Origin of the sequence: Haloferax namakaokahaiae (assembly GCF_042663225.1) — an archaeon.
In the GTDB taxonomy this organism is placed as follows: Archaea; Halobacteriota; Halobacteria; order Halobacteriales; family Haloferacaceae; genus Haloferax; species Haloferax namakaokahaiae.
This window is the reverse complement of the sequence record NZ_JBHTAA010000005.1, coordinates 1,108,404-1,130,968: the sequence shown is the minus strand read 5'-3', so window position 1 is coordinate 1,130,968 and position 22,565 is coordinate 1,108,404. Positions and strand designations below refer to the sequence as shown.

At 63.5% G+C, this 22,565-nt stretch carries 23 protein-coding genes; 7 read left to right on the top strand and 16 right to left on the bottom strand.

Going from position 1 to position 22,565, the window contains the following annotated elements:
• Window positions 1–89: 89 nt before the first annotated feature.
• The 5 genes from ACFQJC_RS13420 (at window position 90) to ACFQJC_RS13400 (ending at window position 3,986) form a co-directional block, all read left to right on the top strand.
• Window positions 90–1,103 carry an aminotransferase class I/II-fold pyridoxal phosphate-dependent enzyme gene (locus tag ACFQJC_RS13420; RefSeq protein WP_390224298.1) on the top strand — a complete coding sequence of 338 codons (1,014 nt, stop codon included), beginning with the start codon at window positions 90–92 and terminating at the stop codon, window positions 1,101–1,103.
• Between the two features lie 41 nt (window positions 1,104–1,144).
• Window positions 1,145–1,831 (top strand): cob(I)yrinic acid a,c-diamide adenosyltransferase, encoded by a 687-nt coding sequence (locus ACFQJC_RS13415; RefSeq protein WP_390224296.1) that lies wholly within the window; start codon window positions 1,145–1,147, stop codon window positions 1,829–1,831.
• Window positions 1,832–2,098: 267 nt separating this feature from the next.
• Window positions 2,099–2,872 carry a nucleotide-binding protein gene (locus ACFQJC_RS13410; protein WP_390224294.1) on the top strand — a complete coding sequence of 258 codons (774 nt, stop codon included), beginning with the start codon at window positions 2,099–2,101 and terminating at the stop codon, window positions 2,870–2,872.
• A complete protein-coding gene (locus tag ACFQJC_RS13405; protein ID WP_390224292.1) occupies window positions 2,869–3,423 on the top strand; it encodes a DUF8054 family protein in 555 nt (184 codons plus the stop codon). Before ACFQJC_RS13410 ends, ACFQJC_RS13405 begins: the two co-directional genes overlap by 4 nt.
• 86 nt (window positions 3,424–3,509) lie before the next feature.
• Complete coding sequence (locus tag ACFQJC_RS13400; RefSeq protein ID WP_390224290.1) at window positions 3,510–3,986, top strand: OsmC family protein; 477 nt, start codon at window positions 3,510–3,512, stop codon at window positions 3,984–3,986.
• 48 nt (window positions 3,987–4,034) lie between these two features.
• On the opposite strand, the gene ACFQJC_RS13395 is transcribed toward ACFQJC_RS13400, so the two are convergent.
• From ACFQJC_RS13395 to ACFQJC_RS13360, 8 genes are all read right to left on the bottom strand, one after another.
• On the bottom strand, window positions 4,035–4,553 hold the full coding sequence (locus ACFQJC_RS13395) for a chemotaxis protein CheD (RefSeq protein ID WP_390224288.1): 519 nt from the start codon (window positions 4,551–4,553) through the stop codon (window positions 4,035–4,037).
• The gene (locus ACFQJC_RS13390) at window positions 4,550–5,848 is read right to left on the bottom strand and encodes a chemotaxis protein CheC (protein WP_390224286.1); all 1,299 of its coding nucleotides are present in this window, start codon (window positions 5,846–5,848) and stop codon (window positions 4,550–4,552) included. The genes ACFQJC_RS13395 and ACFQJC_RS13390 overlap by 4 nt, the downstream gene beginning before the upstream one ends.
• Complete coding sequence (locus ACFQJC_RS13385; protein WP_390224284.1) at window positions 5,845–6,498, bottom strand: chemotaxis protein CheC; 654 nt, start codon at window positions 6,496–6,498, stop codon at window positions 5,845–5,847. The genes ACFQJC_RS13390 and ACFQJC_RS13385 overlap by 4 nt, the downstream gene beginning before the upstream one ends.
• Window positions 6,495–9,545 (bottom strand): ATP-binding protein, encoded by a 3,051-nt coding sequence (locus ACFQJC_RS13380; RefSeq protein ID WP_390224282.1) that lies wholly within the window; start codon window positions 9,543–9,545, stop codon window positions 6,495–6,497. Before ACFQJC_RS13380 ends, ACFQJC_RS13385 begins: the two co-directional genes overlap by 4 nt.
• A gap of 55 nt (window positions 9,546–9,600) precedes the next feature.
• Window positions 9,601–9,978, bottom strand: a complete 378-nt coding sequence (locus ACFQJC_RS13375) for a response regulator (protein ID WP_390224280.1) — start codon at window positions 9,976–9,978, stop codon at window positions 9,601–9,603.
• A gap of 67 nt (window positions 9,979–10,045) precedes the next feature.
• A complete protein-coding gene (locus tag ACFQJC_RS13370) occupies window positions 10,046–10,549 on the bottom strand; it encodes a chemotaxis protein CheW (protein WP_390224279.1) in 504 nt (167 codons plus the stop codon).
• Window positions 10,550–10,595: 46 nt separating this feature from the next.
• Complete coding sequence (locus tag ACFQJC_RS13365) at window positions 10,596–12,458, bottom strand: methyl-accepting chemotaxis protein (protein ID WP_390224277.1); 1,863 nt, start codon at window positions 12,456–12,458, stop codon at window positions 10,596–10,598.
• A 323-nt stretch (window positions 12,459–12,781) separates the two neighbouring features.
• Window positions 12,782–13,330 carry a heme NO-binding domain-containing protein gene (locus ACFQJC_RS13360; protein WP_390224275.1) on the bottom strand — a complete coding sequence of 183 codons (549 nt, stop codon included), beginning with the start codon at window positions 13,328–13,330 and terminating at the stop codon, window positions 12,782–12,784.
• A 238-nt stretch (window positions 13,331–13,568) separates the two neighbouring features.
• Between ACFQJC_RS13360 and ACFQJC_RS13355 the strand changes: the two genes are divergently transcribed.
• Both ACFQJC_RS13355 and ACFQJC_RS13350 read left to right on the top strand, forming a co-directional pair.
• On the top strand, window positions 13,569–13,934 hold the full coding sequence (locus ACFQJC_RS13355; protein ID WP_390224273.1) for a group I truncated hemoglobin: 366 nt from the start codon (window positions 13,569–13,571) through the stop codon (window positions 13,932–13,934).
• A 295-nt stretch (window positions 13,935–14,229) separates the two neighbouring features.
• Entirely contained in the window at window positions 14,230–14,685 is a 456-nt protein-coding gene (locus ACFQJC_RS13350; protein ID WP_390224271.1) for a MaoC family dehydratase, read from the top strand.
• A 19-nt stretch (window positions 14,686–14,704) separates the two neighbouring features.
• Here ACFQJC_RS13350 and ACFQJC_RS13345 read toward each other — a convergent pair whose 3' ends face one another.
• From ACFQJC_RS13345 to ACFQJC_RS13310, 8 genes are all read right to left on the bottom strand, one after another.
• The gene (locus ACFQJC_RS13345) at window positions 14,705–15,151 is read right to left on the bottom strand and encodes an ester cyclase (RefSeq protein ID WP_390224270.1); all 447 of its coding nucleotides are present in this window, start codon (window positions 15,149–15,151) and stop codon (window positions 14,705–14,707) included.
• 117 nt (window positions 15,152–15,268) lie between these two features.
• On the bottom strand, window positions 15,269–15,796 hold the full coding sequence (locus ACFQJC_RS13340) for a DUF7261 family protein (protein ID WP_390224268.1): 528 nt from the start codon (window positions 15,794–15,796) through the stop codon (window positions 15,269–15,271).
• Entirely contained in the window at window positions 15,793–16,221 is a 429-nt protein-coding gene (locus tag ACFQJC_RS13335; protein WP_390224266.1) for a DUF7262 family protein, read from the bottom strand. The genes ACFQJC_RS13340 and ACFQJC_RS13335 overlap by 4 nt, the downstream gene beginning before the upstream one ends.
• The gene (locus ACFQJC_RS13330) at window positions 16,208–16,903 is read right to left on the bottom strand and encodes a DUF7263 family protein (RefSeq protein WP_390224265.1); all 696 of its coding nucleotides are present in this window, start codon (window positions 16,901–16,903) and stop codon (window positions 16,208–16,210) included. Before ACFQJC_RS13330 ends, ACFQJC_RS13335 begins: the two co-directional genes overlap by 14 nt.
• Window positions 16,893–17,435, bottom strand: coding sequence for a DUF7266 family protein (locus ACFQJC_RS13325; RefSeq protein ID WP_390224263.1), 543 nt, complete (start codon window positions 17,433–17,435; stop codon window positions 16,893–16,895). The genes ACFQJC_RS13330 and ACFQJC_RS13325 overlap by 11 nt, the downstream gene beginning before the upstream one ends.
• The gene (locus tag ACFQJC_RS13320; RefSeq protein WP_390224261.1) at window positions 17,428–18,171 is read right to left on the bottom strand and encodes a DUF7289 family protein; all 744 of its coding nucleotides are present in this window, start codon (window positions 18,169–18,171) and stop codon (window positions 17,428–17,430) included. The genes ACFQJC_RS13325 and ACFQJC_RS13320 overlap by 8 nt, the downstream gene beginning before the upstream one ends.
• Window positions 18,168–20,093 (bottom strand): type II secretion system F family protein, encoded by a 1,926-nt coding sequence (locus ACFQJC_RS13315; RefSeq protein ID WP_390224259.1) that lies wholly within the window; start codon window positions 20,091–20,093, stop codon window positions 18,168–18,170. The genes ACFQJC_RS13320 and ACFQJC_RS13315 overlap by 4 nt, the downstream gene beginning before the upstream one ends.
• Window positions 20,090–22,387 (bottom strand): type II/IV secretion system ATPase subunit, encoded by a 2,298-nt coding sequence (locus ACFQJC_RS13310; protein ID WP_390224257.1) that lies wholly within the window; start codon window positions 22,385–22,387, stop codon window positions 20,090–20,092. Before ACFQJC_RS13310 ends, ACFQJC_RS13315 begins: the two co-directional genes overlap by 4 nt.
• Window positions 22,388–22,565: the final 178 nt, after the last annotated feature.

Here is a 22,565-nt window from a genome sequence, read left to right as displayed (position 1 = left end):
CTAATCACACGAACTGCTTGAAATCCATCGGTGGTATGTATATGGATGGTGAGGAAGCATTGATTATCGTTGAAATACTGTGAGGTTGTATGGACTCCGGTTCTATACCCGACGTTGACCACGTCTCTCACGGCGGGACCGCGGACCATACGCTGATTGACTTCAGCCTCGGTTCGAATCCGGAGCGTCCGGCGGGGCTGGCAAGCGTGTATGAGTCGGCCCTCTCTACCTCACGTCGGTATGCACTCGACGACTACGCAGCGTTCCGCGTCGAGGCCGCAGCGTACGTCGGTTGTGAGCCACAGCACATCGTCCCCGCAGCGGGTGTCGTCGAAGCAATCCGACTCGCACTCGGCGTCACGGTCTCTCCCGGCGACACCGTGGCGATTCCCGCGCCCTGCTGCGGTGAGTACGCGCGCGAGATTCGCCTGCAGGGAGGTATCCCGGTCGAAATATCGCACGAATCGATGCTCGCCGATACCGACCCGCAGGAACACGCCGCAATCATCTTGAGCAATCCGGGGAACCCAACCGGCGCAGCGTATCCCACGGAGGAACTGCGCTCGTTCGTCTGCGAGTGCCAGTACGCCGAGACACCGCTGCTCGTGGACGAATCGTATCTCGGCTTTACCGACCTGCCGAGCGTCGCCGGTCTCGACGGCGTCATCGCGCTTCACTCGGTGACCAACGTCTTCGGCGTCCCCGCACTCCGTGCGGGGTTTGCGGCGGCGACGGGAGAACTCGGTGACCGACTCGACCGTGCTCGCTGTACGTGGGTGCTCTCTGCTCCCGCGGTCGAGGTGGCAACGTACTGTCTCAAGCAGACCGACTTCCTCGCCGAGACCCGCGACCGCGTCAAAGCCGAGCGCCAGAAGGTCACCTCCGCGCTACGCGAACTCGGCTACGACCCGTATCCGGCCGATAGCTCACTCGTTCTTTTTCGCGCACCCGACGTCGATTACACCCTCGAAGTGGCTCGAAGCCACGGCTTCGCGCTCCGCGACGCCAGGTTCTACGAGGGGCTCGACTCGCACATTCGAATGAACGTCCGCCGCCCCCACGAGAACGACCAGTTGCTCGACGCGCTCGCCGAAGCGACCTGAGACTCCAACAGGCTGAAACGGGCGGCCGACCGTCTTCTCGTATGGACGACCACGACCCGGAATCGACACGTCGGCGGACGCCCGGCGGCGGCGTCACCCCGACCGCACACGACATTCGCCCGAGCGCACCGGACGAGTTCGGACTCGTCCAAGCGTGGTGGGGCGGCGGCAAAGGAAAGACGACCGCGGCACTCGGGATGGCGTTTCGCGCCGCGGGCCACGGCTACCGAGTCCACCTCCTCCAGTTCATGAAAGGCGGCGCGGACAGCGTCGAATCGGTCCGCGGCGAGTACAACGCGATTGCCGCGATACCAGGTCTCTCCTACGAGAACACGGGCCATTACGGCTGGCACGGCATGCGCGACGGGTCGAACGAAGACGACCACGCCGCCGAAGCGCGGGCCGGTCTCGAACGAACCCGAGCGCTCATCGATGCCGCCGCCGACGTGGACCTGACCGAACCCCTCCCGCTCGACGGCGACCCGGAAGACGGGATGCACATGCTCGTCCTCGACGAGGTCCTGTACGCCGTCTCCTCGGGTCTCTTGGACGAAACTGACGTGCTCGACCTCGTCGAGCGAAAGCCCGAGAACCTCGAACTCGTCCTCACGGGGAGTCACGAGGAACCGACGTACCTCTTCGAGGAGGCCGACCTCGTCACCGAAGTTCGGAAGCACAAACATCCGATGGACAGCGGCATCCGAGCGCGAAAAGGGACGGAGTACTGACCGATACCACCGCGTGCAGGCGTCGCAACAGCCCGCCGTTGGCTACCGATTCAGATAGACGATGAGTGCGATTGCCGTGAGCGTCGCGTATGCGACGACCGTAGACTCTTGGAGCACAAACGAAATCGATCGTGTGGCAATTTCAATCATGGCTGTACGTTTGGCCACACGACATCCGAATATGTATAACTTGTCGTCAAATCACAAACTGTCAGCGCTCGCATACGCTTCCGAACACTTATCAAACGACACTGGCGAGAAGTTCGCATGGTAGAGGCGTTCGCCGTCGCCAGCGGGAAAGGCGGCACGGGAAAGACGACGAGCACGCTCGCGCTCGGGATGGCACTCGCCGAGCGATACGACGTGACCGTCATCGACGCGGACACCGGGATGGCGAACCTGCTGTTTCACGCCGGACTCGACGACGCCGACGTGACGCTCCACGACCTGCTCATCGAAGACCGAGACGTCGCGGTCGAAGACGCCGTCTACGACCGATTCGGCATGTCGGTCGTCCCCTGTGGCACGAGTCTCGCCGCGTTCGAAGAGGCCGACCCCGAGCGCCTCCGCGACGTGGTCGCCGAACTCGCCACCGACACCGACGTGCTCTTGCTCGACTCGCCCGCGGCGCTCGGGTCGAAGAGCGCGGTCCTGCCCATCGTGCTGGCCGACCGCATCGTCGTCGTCCTCCAACCGACGGTGCCGTCGCTCTCTGACGGCCTGAAGGTACAGGAGTACGCCCACTCCTACGGCACCGAGACGGCGGGGGTCGTGTTCAATCGCGTTCGCCCCGACGAGGACGTCGAACGCATCGCCGAGCACGCCGGTCGCTACTTCGGCGGGCCACTCCTCGCCTCGATTCCCGAGAGCGACGAGGTTCGCGCCGCCCGTCGCGCCGGGAAACCGCTGCTCGCGCACGCGCCCGACGGTCCGGCGGCCGACGCCTTCCACGAGGCGGCCGCGAAGTTGGACGTTCGTGACGGCGACGGCGACGACATCGCCGACCGCTTCCGAAGCGCCGTCATTCCGGACCGGATATGAGAATCCCGCAAGGCGCACTCCTCCGCTCGCGCGTCGTCGATACACCGGCCGACGCACTCGAACGCGTGCTCGACGAGGAGTTGACGGGCTACGTCGTCTTCGAGCCACAGGACGCGCTGCTCCTCGGGTCGGCGACCCGCGGCGTCGTCACCTTCGAAGACGGCATCCCCGTGCTCGCCTACGACACCGAAGCCGACGTCGGTGGCCGAAACGGGTTGGACGGCTTCGCCGTCACCGGCCCGCATCGCGTCTCCATCCACGAAGTCGGGCCGGAGGATTTAGCCGAGGCCCACGAGACCACCGAGTTCCAGATTCCACCTGACGAGCCTGCACGCGTCCTCGCCGGCGACGACGCACTCGCGGAGCGAACGCGCGAGTTGGCTCCCGCCTCCCGCCTCGACGACGCCCGCGACCAGAGTTCCGTCGAAGCGTTTCTCGCGGACGCGGACGCCATCGAGGAGATTCAACGCGAGGCGCGCGAGGAAGCGCGCTCGCGTGCTGAAGAGTGGGGATTGTCCGGCGCGCTCTCGGATGCCGAATCGAACCAGTGACGACCGAGGACTGACTCACGAAATCGATTCCCGTGGCATGAGAGTCGTCATCCGGGATTATGCGTCTCTCTCACGTCTAGACAGCTATGTCCGCAGAAGACCGAACACAAGATAGTCGCTCCAACCTCGCAACGTACGCCGTCAGCGCGACGGCCGAATCGCCCATGCGAACGCGCGTCTCGACCCGCGGGTTCGAGTTCGTCATCGACGAACCCGAGAACTTCGGCGGGACCGACGAAGGACCGAACCCGCTCGAATACCTCCTCGGTGCGCTCACCGGGTGTCTGACCATCACCGGCCACCTCGTCGCCCGCGAGATGGGTCTCGACGTGAACGGACTCGAAATCAACGTCGAAGGCGACCTGAACCCGGCGAAGTTCATGGGTGCCAGCGACGACGCCCGCGCGGGTTACCAGGTCGTCCGCGTCGAGTTCGTCGCCGACATCGACGCCGACGAGGAGACCATCGAATCGTGGATTGCGGCGACCGAAGAACGCTGTCCCGTCACCGATAACATGAATCACGACACCCCCTTCGAATTCGCGTTCGTCTCCTCGTCGTAATTCGGCGGTCTCGTTTTCACACGCGCCGTGGCGTGCCTCGAAAATCAGTTACAGCAGTTCGACGTCTTCTGTGTGCGCAGTCGAGATTTCGAGCGTGCCGGTGGCCGTGTCGAACTCGACGGTCCGGCCGTGCTCGCCGCCGGTCGCTTCGCCGACGACGGGCACGTCGAGTCGCGCCAGTTCCTCGCGGGCGACCGCGAGGTTCTTCTCGCCCACGCCCTTTCCGAGCGCCGTGAGTTCGAAGATGTCCGCGCCGCCGACGAGTCGTGCCTCGATAGACGAATAGCCCGCACCGGCTTCGACCATCTCGCGGAGCATCGTCTGAATCGCCGCATCGACGTACTTGCCGGACGACGCGCCGAGACCGTCGTCCTGTCGCGGTAAGAGCGTGTGGGCCAGCGCGCCGACGGCGCTCTCGGTGTCCCAGAGGACGATGGCGACGCACGCGCCGAGACCGTAGGCGATGAGCGTCTCACCGTTGTCGCTGACGTGGTAGCCCGAGACGCCGACGAGTCGGCGCTCGCGTGCCTGTTCTTCTTCTTCGGACCCGAAATCGAACGTCTTCACAGGTTATCCACCTCCTCGAACGTGCCGGCGGCAATCTCTTTGATGACGTCTTCGTCGAACTCCTCGGTCTTGAACTCGGTGTCCTCCACGTCGTGTTCGAGCGACTCGTCGATGCGTTTCGCATCGAGCGTGTCGAGTGCCGCTTCGAGGTCGTTCTCGTCGGGGATCGCGTAGATGTCCACGTCGAACTCGGTGTCGAGCGCGTGGATGCGCGTATCGAAGACGAAGGCGAACTCCTGAAACTCGCTGAGACCGACGATGAGCGGGTCAACGACCGCCGCACCCATGTCGTGGCTGTAGGCGGGTGTCGAGTGGTCGATGGTCGCATCGAGCATGTTCGCCCAGCCGTCGAGGAGGCCGCTCGTCATGACGTTACTCAACTCTTTTATCGCATCTTGTTCGAACGCGCCGAAGCCACCACCGGGCGAGTCGCCGACCGTCGCATCGACGAGTTTGTTCGCCGACTCGGGGTCGAACAGGAAGAGGAGGTAGCCGCCGAGCGTCCCGCTGAAACTGAACGCGACGCTGACGAGCGGTTCGTTCGGCACCGTCTCCGGAATCGCATCGAGCGAGATGAAGTTGATACGGCGGATATCGACGCCCATCTCGATGCCGGTCATCCGGGTGAGGTTGTCCGCCACGCGCGTCGCACCGTGTTGGGCCATCTGGTCGAATCCGGTGAGTTTCTCGTACTCGATACCGTCGTCCGCGGACTGCGTCTCGAAGAGGCGAGCGATCGATTCGTGCTCGGGGATGAGGTAGTGTTCGAACCCGAACTCGGTCCCGCTCGTCTCGATTTGACTCTGAAACAGCAGTGCCAACTCCTCGTGCATGTTGGCGAACTCGTCCTCGTCGATGAACTCCGTGGCCGACTCGCCGATGACGTACTCCGGGGCGGCGACGTCGATTTCGGCTTGGAGCACGTCGGCCCAGCCATCGACGAACCCGCTGTTCATGATGTGACACAGTTCGATGACGGCGCTCGTCGCCAACTCGTTGGTCGGTTCTTCGTCCACGTCGTCGATGAGTTCTCTGACGACCGGCATCGCGCTCTCGCGGTCGAACAGGAGGAGCGAGGTTCCGGCGAGACCGCCGTTCAGCGTCACTCGAATACCGACTTTCTCGCCGCCGTCGTCGAGTTCGTCTCGAACCTTCGAGCGATGGGTGAAGTGGAGTCGGGTGACCCGCACGCGGCTATCGAACTCGGACATGGAGTTCAGCCGAGCGGCCGCCAGCCCGGCACCCTCGCGGGCCATCTCGTAGAACGTCCCCAGTGCGTTGACGTTTAGTTTCATCGCCGTTCGACACCCGCGATGGTCTCCACGTCGATTCTGTTCAGAATCTCGACGAAAATCCCGTTCTCGGGGAACATGTACAGTTCGACTTCGATGCCGTGACTCGTGATGTGGAACGTCGATTCGAGGTAGAGTCCCTGGTCGGTCTCGTCGGTGATGGCCTGCTCGATGATGTGGTCGAGTTCGTTGTTCTGGGTGACCGGCGGCCACGTGGCGATGTGCTGGTCGAACGTGTCCGCGAGCGCGTCGAGAAAGCCGTTCGCCACGATGCCGCCGAGTTCCACGATGGAACTGACCATCATGTCGTTCGAGACGTTCGTGACGTCCTCGTTCGTGTCTTCGAGCATCATCCGGACCGCACGTTTCGCACTCACCGGCGGGAACAACACCAGCATACAGCCGTGCGGAACGCCGTTGAGGCTCACCTGCACGCCGAGTCGCTTCTCGGCGGGAAAGGCCATCTCGACGCTCGATTCGTCTACGTACCCGCTTTTGACGACGTCAGACCGGACGGCGGTCTGCTTGCCGGCTAGCTTTCCGAGTCGAGACTCGACGCCGCTGACGCCCAACTCGCCGAGGTAGTTCAACACACCGAGTTTCTCGATGTCGATCCGATGCTGGTTGTCGGTCGTTTGGTTCATTTCGGTCATAGTGTGGTCACATCGATGATGTTCACCAGCGTTCCGTCGCCGCTCATCGTCGCACCGCTCATCCCCGGCACGTCGCCGAGGAGTTTCTCGTACGGTCTGACGACGACTTCGCGGGCGTCGTCCACCTCGTCGCAGAGGAACGCGAGTTCGCGCGTGTCCGGGTCGAGTCGGACGAGCACGGGTCTCTCTTCGCTCTCGTCGGCGGCGCTCGACGGTTCGATACGAGCGCGCTCGTCGTCGGATTCGACGCCCAACGCCGCTCCGAGGTGTCGATACGGAATCTGGTCGGGTCGGTCCACCGTCTGGTCGGGCCACTCGACGGTGACCAGGCCATCATCGGTGAGCGCCTCCTCGTCCACGTGTTCGACGTCGTCCACGACGCTCGCCGGAATCGCGTACTGTTCGGACCCGACGCCGACGAAGAGCATCTTTGCGACGGCCACCGAGACGGGCAGGCGGATGCGAACGGTCGTCCCCGAACCGGGGTCGCTCGTGATTCCCACCGTCCCTTCGATGGAGTTGACAGCACGCCTGACGGCGTCCATCCCGACCCCGCGACCGCTCACGTCGGTCACCGCTTCGGCCGTCGAAAAGCCGGGTTCGAAGACGAGGTCGTACACCTCGTCGAGCGAGAGTTGCTCTGCTCGCTCTCTGGTGACGATTCCGTGGTCGATTGCCTGCTGTCGGATTCGCGCCGCGCTAATCCCGCGGCCGTCGTCTTCGACTTCGATGACGACGCGCTCGCGGTCACGCCACGCGCGAAGTTCGATACTCCCCTCCGGCGGTTTGTCCTGCCGTCTGCGCGCTTCGGGCGGTTCGATGCCGTGGTCGATGGCGTTGCGGACGAGGTGGACCAGCGGGTCGCCGAGTTTCTCGACGATACTCCGGTCGAGGTGAACGCCGTCGTCGGAGACGTCGAACGCGACCTGTTTGTTCTGTTGACGGGCGATGTCGCGCACCACCCGCTGGAGACCACCGGTCGCAGTCGAAAGCGGCATGAGACGGAGGTTCATCACGGCGCGCCGGAGGTCGCCCGTCACGGACTCCATCGCGGCGAGTTGCTCGTCGAGGTCAGCCTCGTCTCCCTGTTTGATGCGCAGTTGCATCAGCGACAGTTCCTCGACGAGGTTCAACAGCGTGTCCGCGCTCTGAACATCGACGGTGAGCGACTGTATCTGGTCGGACTCGCTCGACTCGTTGAACTCGATTGGGTACTCGACTGGCCGACTCGGTTGGTATCTCGCGCTGTCGAGCGAACTCTCTTCGATGGTCGCGGCCGCCGCCTGCACGAGCGGTACCTCGTCGTCGTCACCTCGACTTCCGAATCGTTCGGCGAACCGGGATTCGAACGCCATCGTGTCCTCGTCGCGCTGGAACGATATCTCCGGAGCCGACTCGGTGGCATCGAAGTCCGTCTCGAGTGAAGACCCGGTCAGTTCGTCGATGTCGGGCAGGTCAACTTCGGCAAGGCCGGGTTCGGCGGATTCGTCGGCCGTCGAGTCGGCAGCCAACTCTTCCGAGTCGTTGACGGCAAAGTCAGTGTCGAGTGCCGTCTCGTCCGCCGCGTCGGAATCCGAGAGACCGAAGTCTTCGTCCGGGAAGCGCGGCACTCCCTCCCGAAGTCCACCTTCTTCGTCTGGGCGGTCACCCGCGAGTTCGACGTCTTGGACGAGGTCGAACGCGTCTTCGGAGGGTTCGAGTTCCGGTTCCTCCGGGTCTGCGTCACCTTCGGAGTCGTCGCCCCCGGGACCGAACGTCTCGCCGTCGGGGAACGAGATGTCGAATTCGTCGTCCACTTCGCTCTCTATCTCCATCGGCTCCTCGTCGTCGAGCGGCGCGGGGTCGCTCGAAAAGTCGAAGCTCTCGGCGGTAATCGCATTCGAACCGTCTTCACCCAGCACGTCGCCGTCTGCAGAGACTGCCGTGTCGGCCCGCGGTTCGTCGGGGTCGATAATATCGGCACCCTCGAACGGGTTCTCGTCTTCGGTATCGGCGGTCGCGGCGTCCGCTGGCGCTGCGGTCTCGTCGGCATCGACGGCTGGGGAACCGCCCGGCGTCGATGCGTCGTCTGCGGTCGCTTCGTCGGAGGCGGTGTATCCGAGGTCTGCTGGACTGATAGCGTCGGTCGGCCCGGACGAGTCTGTGGACGGTGACCCCGACGCTTGTGTGTCGTCGGCTGGGAGAATGTCTCCCTCAACCGGTCGGTCGTCAGCCTCTGCCAGCGGGTCTTCTTCGTCGAGTTCTCCCTCGATGAGGTCCTGTATCGAAAGTTCGTCGTCGTGGTCGAACTCGCCGAATTCGACGTCTACGAGTTCGCGGTCGAGGTCCGAGATGTCGTCGCGCTGGACGTCGTTCTTGATGGCCTCGAAGTCGTTCGTCACGTTCGGCTGTGCCCCGACATTCGGCGTCTCGTCCGCGGGCGCTTCCGACGTGGCATCGCCCGACGAATCGAACGTTCCCCACCGGTCTGGGTCGTCGTCCACCCCGGGGTCGTCCACGTCGGAGTCGTCCATCTCGGCCAAGAGACCTTCGAGGTCGTCGAACCCGCTGGCGGATTCGAGTGCGTCCACGACCGAGGAGTCGAACTCGTCTTCGAGGTCCGCCGGCATCGACGCCGAGGAGTCGGGCGTCTCGGGGCTGGAAGCTGTCGCCCCAGTATCTGCCGACTCGTCTCGGTGTCGTTCCATCGCCGCTCGAAGCATCGACGCCGAGGAATCGGGCGTCGTTTCCACGGATGCGTGGTCGCTCCACTCGTCGAGCATCGCATCGATATCGTCGGCGGCGGCGAGTCCGGCGTCTATCAGGTCCGGGTTCGGCGACAGCGAGCCATCCCGAAGGTCGCTCAGGAAGTCTTCGAGTGCGTGGGCGAGTTGGGCCGCGCCCGCAAGCCCGGCCATGCTGCAGTTGCCTTTCAGCGTGTGCGCCGTTCGGAACAACTCATCGACGAGTTCGCGGCTACTGCCGTCTCGTTCGAGTTCGACGAGACCGTTCGTCAGTCGCCGAAGGGACGCCCGTGCCTCGCGGACGAACTCGTCGTCGCGGCTCACGGCGGTCTCCTCCGGCCGTCGATACACGTGTTCAGTGTCGATTCGACTGGGTGACTCATGCTGGGTCTGCGAGGATGCTCTGAATCGCTTTGGTAATCTCTTCGTCGTCGAACGGTTTCGTAATGTAGCCGTCCGCGCCTGCACGGGCGGCCAGGTCCATCTTCTTTCGCTGGCCCACGCTCGTGCACATGATGACGCGGGCATCCCTGTCGAGATGTTTGATGGCGGCCGTCGCCTTCACGCCGTTCGCCTTCCGCATCACGATGTCCATCAACACGATGTCGATGTCCTCGCCGTGTTCCTTGTACTTCTGGACCGCCCACGCACCGTTCTGTGCTTCGGCGACGATTTCGTACGCGTCGTCGTCGAGCGCGCTCTTCAGCCGACTCCGCATGTAGTTCGAGTCGTCAACGATTAGAATTCCAATTGACATGTGTGCTTCCTCCGTGAGTGTTGATTCGATTGTGTTCGTCTGTCGTGGCCTGCGTGCGTCATCCGTCTCATCGTGTGGTCGCCGACTGCAGTGCAGCGAGGAGTTGATGGCTGTCGAAGACGGGGATATCCGGTCCCGTCTCGGAGACGATGCTGGCTCGGAACCAGTGGTCGTCCAACGGGGCCACGTCCTCACTCGGCGGCGACACCGTCTCGACGTGGTGGCGATCGATACCATCGACCGCTTCGACGAGTAGCCCGACGGGCTGGGGAGTCTCGCCGCGGTCCAATACGATGAGATAGGCGTCTTTCGGGTCCGAAAACGGGCGGGTGGAGCCAACCACCGCGTACGTATCGACGGCGACGACCACGTCGCCCTCGATGCTCGCCGACCCGTAGATGCCGTCTGGAGCGTTCGGAACGCGGGTCGTCGGCGGTCGCCAGACGACCTGCCCGACTCGGCCCACCTCCAGCGCGTACCGGTGTCCATCGAGTTCGAATTCGAGAAATTCGATGACCGACTCAGGGGGGATTGGCTCGCTGTCTTCCATCCCAATCGACCCTTCGCTCATCGAGACCCTCCCTCGGGAACGCGCTGTGCTGGCTTCGAATCCATCATCACTCTGCGGTGCTGTCTACGTGCGACTCCTGTGCTCTCCCGTCGTCAGTCTCTGACGATGCAGCGGCCTCTTCGTCGGGTTCGCCACCGAAGTCGAGGGGGTCGTCGGACACGTCTTCGAAATCGAACGTCTCGTCGTCGGCCACCGGTTCGTCGAGCGGGTCGGCTTCGAGTGGGTCCGCCGCGAGCGGGTCGTTCTCGTTCGCTTCTGGTTCGTCTGCTGGGAACTCGACTTCGTCTGGGTACTCAGCGTCGTCTGGCAACTCCGATTCTTCTGAGAGCTCAGCTTCGTCTGGGAACTCCGCACCGTCTACGAACTGCTCTTCGTCTGGGAACGCTGCTTCGTCTTCCAAGAACAGCTCTTCGTCGGGGCTGTCCGCCATCTGCGTCGTGAACTGACCGAGCGCCTCGTTCAGGCGATTCGCCTGGGTCGCAAGTGCGCTCGACCGTTCTGAAACTGCGGAGAGTGCGCGCGTGTGTTCCTCAGCACCGATTGCAGCCTCCGACGCCTCCTCGACGGTCTCGGCACTGATTTCGGTCGAGTCGTTGACCGATTCGAGCACCGTCTGTGTCGCGTCCGCCTGTTCGCTCGTCACCCGGCTAATCTCCTGCACGCCGGAGTTGGTCTCCTGTGCGTTCTCGGCGATTTGATTGAGCGCGTCGGCGGCGTTTTCCACCGAGGTGGTGTGTCGGGCGACCTGTTCGCGGGTCTCGCGCACTTCTTCCACCGTGTGCGAGGTCTGGGACTGAATCTCTTCGAGTCGCGTTTCGATGTCCGCCGCGGCGTCTTTCGTCCCCTCGGCGAGTTCCTTGATTTCGCGGGCGACCACTGCGAAGCCCTGTCCGGACTCGCCGGCGCGCGACGCTTCGATGTTCGCGTTCAACGCCAGCATGTTGGTCTGCTCGGCAATCTCTCGAATGAAGTCGATGAGGTCGTCGATCTGCTGGACTTCGGACTCCAGTCGCTCTATCTCTTCGACCGTATCGACGGACTCCCGCTCGATTTCTTTCATCCCCTCGATGGCTTCCGTCGCCGCCTGTCGCCCTTCCCGACCCGTTTCGACGGTCTGTTGGGCGAGTTGTGCGACGTCGCTCGAAGAGTCGTCTATCTCTTCGATGGTGGCAGAGAGGTTGCTCATGTCCACCGCGACCGACTCTAGGTTATCGTACTGGGTCTCTGCGACGTCGGAGATGCTGTGGAGGCTTCCGGAGACCTGCTCGCTCCCTTCACGAACTTCGGATGCGCTGACGGTCACTTCGTTACTGAGCGTCGCAACCTCCTTGGCGAAGTTGTCGGCTTCGACCATCGTCTGCTCGAACTCGTCCATCATCTCGTTGAACTGCGCGGCGAATCGTGCGGCGACTTCGTTCTCGACGTCTTCGTCCATCCGCTGTGAGAGGTCGCCAGCGGCACCGTCTTCGAGGACGGAGGCGTACTCCATCGCCATGGCTTTCAACTCTTCATTCTCCGCGCTCAGTCGCTCGCGTTCCTGCCGGACTGACTCCAACCGTTCGCGGACCGCTTCGAGGTCCTCGCTGTATTCGTCCGCGGTCGCTTCGAGTTCCCGGTGCTTCGCTTCGAGTCGTTCGTGGTCGGCCGACAGCTGGTTCAGTCGTTCTGCGACGGCGTCGCGGAGACCAGCGAGCGACGTCGAGAGTTGACCGACCGTATCGATGCGGTCCTCTTCGAACTCGACGTCGAAGTTTCCGTCGCGCATCGTCTCGGTGTTCGAGTGGATGGACCGGACTGATTTCATCGTACTTCGGACCATCAACCCGCCGAGAACGCCACTGACGACGACGCCGCCGACCGCCGCGGCGACGAGGTCTGTCGGTATCTGGTACGCCGTTGCTTGCCCCACTCCTAGTGCCACCCCACCGGTGGCGACGCCGATAATGCCTAGTTTCGCTCCGAATCGAAGCGAGTACCGTCGGCGTATGAATCTAGGTAGAAGCGCCCTGCGAATATCTACCATATGCCCCGAATGTCTCTGCAGAAACCATAAATCTTCGCACAATATTGACATTCTGATATACAGATCGGATTGTCATTATATGGTCTGTTAAGCGCCGATAAATGCCCAATTTTGGCGTCTAAGCTGTTATTCGACTGAGTGGATTCGGCGTCTGCCGCCGAGGTTCAGCCCCATCGAAAAAGTCACTTCTTCGACCACACGCGCGAGAGTCAGGCGTCAGCGACCTGTCGCACCAGGAATTCGCACTGCCCGTCTCCGTCGTGCATGCACGTCGGTTCGGTGATTTCGTACGGTTCGTCGAAGTGGTCGCTGACGCCGACGATGAGCCCACGCGCGAGGTGGCATATCTGCCGTTCGGACCGGTAGACGACGCTCACCGTCTCGCTGTCTCGCCATCCAGTTTGCACCTTCGGGGGTGTGTACGTTGCGATGTGTTTCTCCCGCAGGGCGAGGTGGAACGCTTTGATGTTGGCGATGAGTTCGAGTCCCGTCCAGTCTCGTTCGATGTGGACGCCGTACGTTTCGAGCAGGGGCGGCACCAAGTACTCGCCGAACGCTTCGAGAAGTTCGGGAACCGGTATCTCGGTGAGTTCAGACGCCGTCTCGAGGAGTGCGAATACGTCCTCGTCGGGGTACTCTTCGACGGGAACGTAGAGCCGCCCGGGGAGTCCGGCCTCTCGCTGTAACGTCGTCCACGTCTCTCGGTCGTACGTCTCGACGACGAAGTCTTTCAATTTGTTGAGAATGATTCCGTGCACGACTCACCACCCTCCGCCAGACCGCTTTCTTCTCCCGAGTAGTCGCTGTCCCGATGCACGCGCCGCACTTGTTGCGCTTCTAATTGGGAGGAGTAACCGACGCCGCCCACCCAGTGACGCAGTCGATGTGGTCGAAGTCACACGTGAGACACATATGACACGTAATGGTATAAAATAGTTTCAATCAATGAAATTACACTTGTTAAGACTTATCAAAGCTGGCCTAAATATGGGATTAATGTCGGGAGAACAATCGCTCTACGAGCGTCTCGGTGGTGAAGATGCACTCTCCGCGGTGGTAGACGAATTTTACGAGCGGATGCTCGCAGACGAGCAGTTGCAAGGGTACTTCGAGGATGTCGATATGAACTCGTTGCGCGCACACCAGGTGCAGTTCTTCAGTTCTGTCACCGGCGGCCCAGTCGAGTACACCGGGGAAGATATGGAGGCGGCGCACGCGCACCTCGACCTGTCGCACGATGACTTCGAGGCAACTGCGGTCCACCTGCAGAGTACACTCGAATCGTTCGACGTCGCCGACGAGAACGTCACGAGTGTGATGACCGCCGTTGCGAGTCTCGAAGACGATATCGTCGCCGACTGACGGTATCCGACCGAGTTGGCTCCGTTCGCTGGTCTCAGAGTGCTATCAGTCTCGTTCCCTGCCGTGGAAGTCACTACCAAAAAGTGACAGTCAAAAACTATTTCACCACGTGCGTATATTAACACGATTGCAGGTAACTACCTGCATTGGGTTGCGTATTGGGGATTTTCCCCAGTGTCCGTAGGACGCAGGCGGATGCCCGGCCGTCTGTGTTCTTCTCTTCAGTCTCTCGTTCTAGCGACGGTTCACGACGCTGACCTTCAGAGCTATGCTCGTAGCAGTCCAATCTCGTGGTATGGCCGACAGCGACACCTCCCATACGGTCTGGCCACGTGGTGTTCCTTTCGTCGGGCAATCCGCCGAACGGTCGCGCACCATCGAACCGACGTATATCGAACTATTCTCAGAACTGAGCGGCGACTACAACCCGCTGCACTACGACGAGGCGGCCGCCGAGGCGTCGTCGTTCGGCGAAATCGTCGTCCAGGGCGGTATCACGAGCGCGATTCTCAACGCCGTCGTCGCCGAAGACCTTCCCGGTCCCGGAACGGTGTTCCTCAACGTCAACTGGAACTTCGTCGCCCCGGTCCGGCCCGGTGATACGATTACCGGGCGAGTCGAGGTCACCTCGGTCCGTGAGGACAAGCCGATTACCGAACTCGCTACGACGGTCACCCGGGACGACGGCATGGTCGTCCTCGAAGGCACTGCCGTCTGTTACACGATGCCGCTCGTCGAGGAGTCGTCGTAAAAAAGGGCGTTCGGTGAACTCACATCTCGGGTTTTTCGACGATACCGAGTTGGTCGAGCATTCCGAGCATGTCCGGTTGGACCCACCGCTCGGCTATCAGGCCGTTTTCGATGCGAGAGAACACCATGTTCCCCACTTCGAACGTCTTTCCGGTCGCCTCGGTGCCCATGAATTCACCATCGTGGGTTCCTCGTAGCGTCACGTGCATGGCGACGAGGTCGTCGTTCGAGACGACGTCTTCGACCGTTGCCGAAAAGTCGCTAAACGCTTCACGAAGCCCTCGTATGTCTTCTTTGAGTTCTTCACGACCCTTCGTCTCTCCCAACGGACTGTGGTCGGCTACATCCTCGGTACAAATCTCGTCTATGGCGTCGATGTTCCCCTCGGTGGCGACTTCCTCTGGGAAGCGCCGAGCGACGAGCTCGTTCCCCTCGGGTGTCCCTGGTGGTGTGCTTGCTGATGCCATCGCTGTTTCTCCTGTGCACTCTCTCCGGCGGTGTTACCCCTTCGTCGCTGGTTCGAGTACAGTATATGAGTACGTCGAGCAGGGTGTTAGCAATTGCCATGGCTGAGTCGCCCGCGTCTACACCGGTCGAACGGCGAGCGTCAACTCCGCTCGTCGGTCCAGCGTGGCGATATCGATATCCACGAGCACGGCGACGATCGTCGTCTCTCCCGCTCGGTCTTGGACGACTACGCCGTCGTCGGCGACACAGTTGCCGAACGCACGATACGGTCCCGACGGGCAGTTCGAGAGCGCCCACCCGGCGGCCGCGGAGTCGTTTCTCGAAATCGAGACGCCGCCCGGGCCGGTGTAGGCGCGTTCGATACGCTCTAAGGACGGGTCGAGACGGGACGTGAAGTCGCTGACTGCGGCCTGTTGTGCACCCCAACTGAACCGCCCGCTCACATCGAGCGTCGCGGCCGCCACCGACTGTTCGGTCGCCGAAGAAATCTCATCGACGTTGGCGGACGTCGCCGCCTCGGTCGGGGCGTAAGCCAGTTGGGCGTGGACGAGAACGAGTGCGAGCAGTGCGACGGCGGCGACGGCACCCGAGACGAGGACGAGTTGTCCGCGGTCGGAGTCCGCCCCGTTCCGACGACGGCTCACGGGTACCACACCTCCAGCGTCGCAGAGCACTCCGGGACGACGACTGGTGCCGTCCCAACCCGTGCACTGTCCGGTGGTGGCGTTCCCACCGTGCCGACCGGCGTCTGAAGGTAGACGAACGCGCCATCGGGAAGACTCGACGCGAGAATCGAGCGGAGCTGGTCTTCGCGTGAGTCGAGTTCTGCTTCGGAGGAACACGCCGACCCGAGTACGGTTCCGGTGCCGTCGTTCGGAACGGTCGTGAGCAGGGCTGCAGCGTTGGCCGCCTCCGAATCGAGTGTCGATTCCGACGGTGGCGACGGCGTGAAGGCGAACGAAGCGGTCACCGCGAGGATGAGCAGCGTCGCAATCGCGGCTTCGACGACGGTCAACGACAGTTGCCCGCGGGCGGTGCCGGCGACTCCGTCAGCCTCACGCGTCGGCATCGACGGTCACCTCCATCGTCGTCGTCTCCACGTCGTAGACGGTCGCTTCGACGGTAATCGTCCCAGTCGGCGTCGAGCCGTTCACCTCGGCACGAACCAGTGGCGGGGCAGTGGTCGAGACGTTGACGACGTGCGTTCCCTCGATACCGGTCGGTCGGTGTAACTCGACGCGGTCGTTGATTCGAATCGTCTCGACGGTGGTGTCGGGGTCGGGGTCAACGTCGAGTCGGACGGAACCGGTTCGGCCGGGGATGCTCGCCGAGTCGTCGCTGTCCAGCGAAATCGTCTCCGATTCGATTCGAGGGGTTGCGACGGCGACACCGCGCGAGAGCGTGGTCCCGCCCGACACGTCGCCGCGTTCGGCGACGACGGTTCCGTTCACGCGGATACGGAACTCCAGTCCGCGAAGAATGGGGAGCGACGTTTCGAGCGTCGATACGTTCGTCTCGTTCAGCGTCGTCGCGTCGAGCGCACCGACCGGCGTGGTGAGCGATGGGTCGTCGGCGAACGCCGTCGCAACTTGTTCGGCACGCTGCTGTTCGAGCGAGTCGCCGGTCGCGCCGACCAACGCTCTGTCGGCGATGACGACGCCGGAGACGGTCGCGGCCGTGAGAAACACCAGCGCAATCGCCAGTCCGGCGAGGTTCGTCTGCGCGCGAGACCCGGGCGCGTTAGTTTTCATTCGACTCGCCTCCGTTGGTGAGTTCGACGACTACGTCACCGCCGTCTTCGCGCGAGGCGCGGACGAAGCAGTCACTCGCGCTGTTACACTCGCCACTCGCGTTCACCGATTCGGGGAGCGAGAGCGGGATTCGTCTCTCCAACCTGTCGGCGGGATGGTCGAGGACGACGACGGGTCCGGTCGCGTTCGTGCCCGTCCCGAGCGTCCCGTTTTCGACGTACCGAAGTCGATACGGGTCGCGCTGAATCGACCGCGGAACGTCGATTCGAGCGCGGTGGTCCACGTCAACTGCCGCGGGCGGGACACTTGCGGTGACCTCGATTTGGTCGGCCGCAGTCGCAACTGTTCGGTCTGCGAGTTCGTCGCCGACGGCCGCCCGATGGTCGGGGACGACACCGGCGAAGAGGACGGTGGTCAAGAGACCGATGAACAGCACCGCTATCGCGGCTTCGAGCGCCTTGCCGACGACCGGAACGACCGCCCGTGAGTCTCCACGAGGAGCCGCGGTGTACCTCGAACCTGACTCAGCCACGGGCGACCTCCAGCGCGTAGTCGTAGCGCGCGAGCGTGAGCGTGCGGTCCGCCGGGAGGGTGGCGACGACGCTTGGGACGCCGTCACCGTCGAAGTCGATTCTCGAAACCTCGAACCCCTGTTCTTCGAAGGTTCGTTCCCACGCGCTCGGCCGTTCGCTCTCGATAGCGACGCGGTAGGCGTCGCTCGGGAGGTCAGTCACCTCCCGTTCGGTTTCGACTCGAACGCCGGAGGCCGACCCGAGTGCGAAGCCGTCGGTCGCGTTCGGCTCGACCACTGGGAGCGTGAGAAACACCGCGTCGTCGGTGAGCGATATCGGAGTTGGCGTCACCAGATACGAGTTGTTTCGGCTCCCGCGAACGACGGCACCGCAGACGAACCTGACGGAGTGACTGCCGCGTTCGACCACGTAGCCGTCCGCGCTGTAGGTCCTGTTGGCTCCGTCTTCCGGCAGAATGCGGACGGTTCTGTCCACCCGCGAAACGTCACCGTCGGTGACTCGAACCGCGTGTGTGGTGTTCGACCCCGCGAGCACGCTGTCTCGTATCGATGCGAACCCGTCGGCCGTCGCGGACGCGTCCGCGGCACCGAGTTGCGCATCGACGAGTCCGCCGACGCTCGCGGTGAGCAGCCCGATAGCGACCACGCCGATTCCCAACAGGAGCGCCACGCCGACGACGTTCGACTGCGCGCGCGTCCGCGACTTCGACGCGGCGCTTTTTCGTCGTCTGTTCATACCAGCCCCACCCCCGCGTAGACGAGATAACAGGCGACGACGAGAATCGCCGAGTGGAGGAGCGCCTCGTATCGGCCGCGACTCGCGGTCCCCGAGAACCACCCCGAGGCGAGCATCGTCGCCTGCGTGACGACGTACATTCGGTATCTGTCACGAGAGAGGTTCACCGCGCCCGAGTCGATGGCGAACGACCCCGTCGAAGAGAGCGACGAGAGTTGTGCAAAGCCGTCGAAGACGTGTACGTTGACGGCGACGGTGATGCCGATGACGAGCAGCGCCGTCGTCCACCCGACCGCGACGTAGACGAGCAGACTCGACCGGAGCGCGCGTTTCTCGTGATAGAGTCGCCCGATTTCGGCCTGCAACGTGTCGAACACCGTTCCGGTGTCGCTCCCGCCGTCGAGCGCGCCGACGACGAGTCCAATCGTCTGTTCTGCCATCGGCGTGCCGACCTGTTCGACGAACCGTTCGAGCGCCGCGGTTCGGAGGTTCACGTCGGTTCCGGCGCTCGGGGCGGTCAGTCGAAGGTTGAGCGCGAGGTCCGCAACGTCGCCGTTCAGCGGGCCGAGTTCCACGTCTTGGGCGACGTGTTCGACCGCCGCCGCGAACGGCCGCCCGAGGCTGACGTGCCCCGAGACGGCGTGGACGAAGTCCTTGAGTTCGCGGTCTTTCGCGTCGTCGAGGCGGGCGCGACGGACGCCGACGAGTCCGACTGGAACGGCGTAGAACACGTATCCCGCGAGCGCCGTTCCCACGCTGTCGGCACCGACGAGGGCGGACAATCCAGCCACCACGAGTGCGGGGAGGACGAACACGACCGACGCGCTCGCCGGGTTGGTCGTCGCCGAGGCGAGGACGGCGAGGACGCGCTCGGGCCGTGCGTACGCTATCGACTGGTCCGGCGGCCGCAAGTCGGCGATGAGGATACTCGCACCCAGTCCGACGCCGATGATGAAGACGGCACTCGCGTAGACGACCACGCCGCGGACCGTCGTCTGGCCGAGCGGTGTGACCACCGGTTCGGAGAGACCGGGTGCGATGACGCTCATCACCGTGAGGACGATGACCAACAGCGACGGCAGGACGAGCAGGACGATGAACAGCTCTGCGAGCAGTTCGAGAAAGCCCTCGGCTCGGTCGCGGGCGCGGGCCTGCTGGTGGCCGAGCATCCGACTTTCCATCCGCAGATAGTTCCGAAGGGCGTCTTCGCCCTGTCCGGCGTGTTCTCTGAACTTGAGGAGGAACGGCGCGAGCATCCCCTCGGAGGGCGTGTCGCGGGCGACGCGGCGAAGCCCCTCGTTGACGTTCCCGGTCAGCGATGCGGTGTTGAGGACGCTCCGAAAGGCGACGGCCGATTCGCCGTACGCGTCGGTTTCGGCGACGCGACGGAGCATCTCGCGCGGGCCGTCGCTCCCCGAAGAGAGCACGTGAAGGTAGCGGACGGCACCCGGAAGGGTGCGTTCGATGTTCTCTCTGCGAGTCGAGGCGCGCCACCCGAGATATCGCCCAGCGAATGTGAGCACCGCGGCACGAACGCCCCACGCGACGACTGCGGCGAGGACGACGGCGATTGGGAGTCGCGGGAGCACGGGAATCTGTACCTGTTCGAACAGCGGGATGGCCGTCCGAAGCAATCCCAGCACCGCGTCGATGGTGCCGTCTGCGATTGCCAAGACGACGAGGATGGTGGGGATGGCGACGAAGAGTGCCGTCCCCCACGCGATGCCGTAGGAGCGGGCGAGAAAGAGGTCGAAGCTCACTCGCAGGTCGGTCCCGCGGTAGCGTCGCCGGTCTCTGTCGTGGCGGTCGGCGTCGGCGTGGCGAGCGAACAGCGCGTAGAGCGCTCTGTCGAGGACGGTCAGCGTCGGCCCGTTGCCGCCGCGTTGCCCGCGGCTACGACCCGTGGATTCGACGCCGCTCATGGGTCGCTATCGGCCGCCTCGCGTTCTGCCAACTTCCGACGGACGCGCTCGACGGTCGCCGCCTCGTCGGTCCGAAGGTCGGAGAGGAAGCCGAAGAGGCGGCCAACGTCGGTCACCTGCTCGCGCACCAGATACTCGACGTAGCGGTGCTTGCGATGGAACTCGCGTTCGACATCTTCCACGGTGCGGTCGGTGGCGTCGGCGATGCGCGTGAACAGTCGAAGCCCGAGTCGTCGGTGGTCGTCGCCGAGTTGCGGGTGCTCGTACGAGAGGTCGAACGACCCGTCCGGGTTTCGACGCGCGATGGAGTTCCAGTGGAGCGTCCGGCCGTCTTTCTCGATGACGCCGCGTCGGCCCCACGTCTCGCTGTACTCGGACTCGGGGACGAGTTCGACGACTTCCGAGACGTAGCGCTCGCCATCGACCTTGTGCGGGAAGACGACGAGGTCGAGTTCTCGCAGGAGGTACGGCGGAAGGCCTTGCTCGATGACGCGATTGACGAGCGTCTCGATGTCGGCGGCGTGGGTCGTGCCGATGACGCCGTGGCCGGTGTTGAGCGTCTCGGCGAACGTTGCGAACGACGCCGGCGTGTTGATTTCGGCGATGACCTCCACGTCGGGGTTGAGGTAGTTCGCCTCCGTCATCAGGTCCGCCATCGACACGCGCTTGTACTCCGATTCGTGGTCGCGGGTGGTGAGCGAGACGCCCGTCTCGTGCGGCAAGTGGACCTCGCGCGACCCTTCGTCGATGCTGATGGGTCGGTGGTCGTACGGGATGAACGGCATGTGGGCGTTCATTAACGTCGTCTTCCCGACACCAGTCGCCCCCGAGAAGAGCGCGACGCGGTGGTGCTCGTAACACAGCCACAGGAGCGTCACGAGTTCGGTCGAGAGCGACCCGCTCTCCACGAGGTCCACCGGGGTGAGCACGTCGCCGGTCTGCTTGCGAATCGAGACGTGCGGGCCGCCTTCGGAGATGACCGGCAGTGCGACCGCACACCGAATCGTCTCTTCGACTTCGCTCGCGTCGCCGGTTCCGGAACCGGGCCGGAGGTTGACTTTCGCGCTCGGGTTCGAGGCGTTCAACTCCACGCCGTCGGCCGCGGCGAGTTGGGTGACGACGTTCGTGAACTCGGTCTCGTTCTCGAACGCGAGGTTCGTCGGCACGCGCAGGCCGCCGCGACCGGTCACGCTCGCACGCGGGATGACCTTCACGCGCTCGCCGACGCGGTTGGCCTCGATGTCTTCGAGGTTCGGGTCGCGGATGGGAACGGTCAGAATCCCCTCGCCGACGTAGTCGCGCAGGACGTAGTACACGAGGTCGTCGAGTCGGTCTTCGGCGAACCGTCGGTCCACCGGCGGGAGCGCGAGACCGTACTCCGACAGCGCCGACTGCATGCGGAACTTCGTCGCATCGACCCACGCTTTCGTGTTTCGGGCGGTCAGTCGCCGCGAGAGAAACTCGCGTGCTCTGTCGCGGACGAAGTCGATACGGTCGGCGACGACGTTCTCGACGTTCGCCTCCCAGATGCGCTCTTTGCACTCCTCGATGAGTTCGGCGTCGCCGGGAAGCAAGTCCGGTTCGAGCACCGCGTACTTCGTTGCGAATCGGTCCTCGCCGAGCAGGCGGTCACGGTAGACGACGACGTCCACGTCGTACCCCGCGAAGGAGACGACGTAGTCTTCGATTCGCTCGGCGGCGATGCGGTCGGCGAACTCGACGCCGGAGTCGAACGCCGTCGTCGCGGGCGCGAAGTTCTCGGTGTGGACGACGAGGCGCTCGCTCCCGTCGCCGCGGCCGGCATCGACGACTTCGATAGACCCGTCGAGCGCCAGCGGCGTCACCTCGCCGAGCAGCCGGAGGTCGGCCAAGACGTGGTATTCGACGCGTCGTCGCGCGCTCGGCGAGAGGTCCAGTAATCTGTCGAGGACGCGCCGATACTTCGGCGACAGTCCGGCACTCGCCCGCTCTGCGGCACCCTCGCGGGTGAGCGGTCGGCGTCGGGCGACCGTCGAGAAGTAGTCTCGAACGGTCTCTAAGGCCGCTTCTTCCCTGTGGCCGAGCGTCGGTTCTCGAACGTCGTAGTCGAAGCCGTGGTCGGCGTCGCTGATGGTGACGACCGTCTCGGGTGCGACTTCGTACTGCGCTCGAACGTCGGGTGCGTACCACGCCGCCGGGTCGTCCGGTGGGGTCGGCGCGGGCACGTGACCGTCCTCGTGGGGCGTCGAGGCAGGTCCGAATTCGAGGGTCGGAGTGGGCTGCTCCGAGTCCTCATTCTCACCATGGGTAGGCATACTCGGTGTTGTCAGATTTTGGTATATAAAGTTTGACTGAGTGGTATCGGCCGCTGTTGAACCATTGAAAGTGCTGAAAATAGTGTCCTGTGGCCTCTAAATTGCTGTTTCTGGATCTGTGTATTCTCTAAATACAATTTCCCATTGACAACAACTCCAGAGGTAGTTTTCACATCTG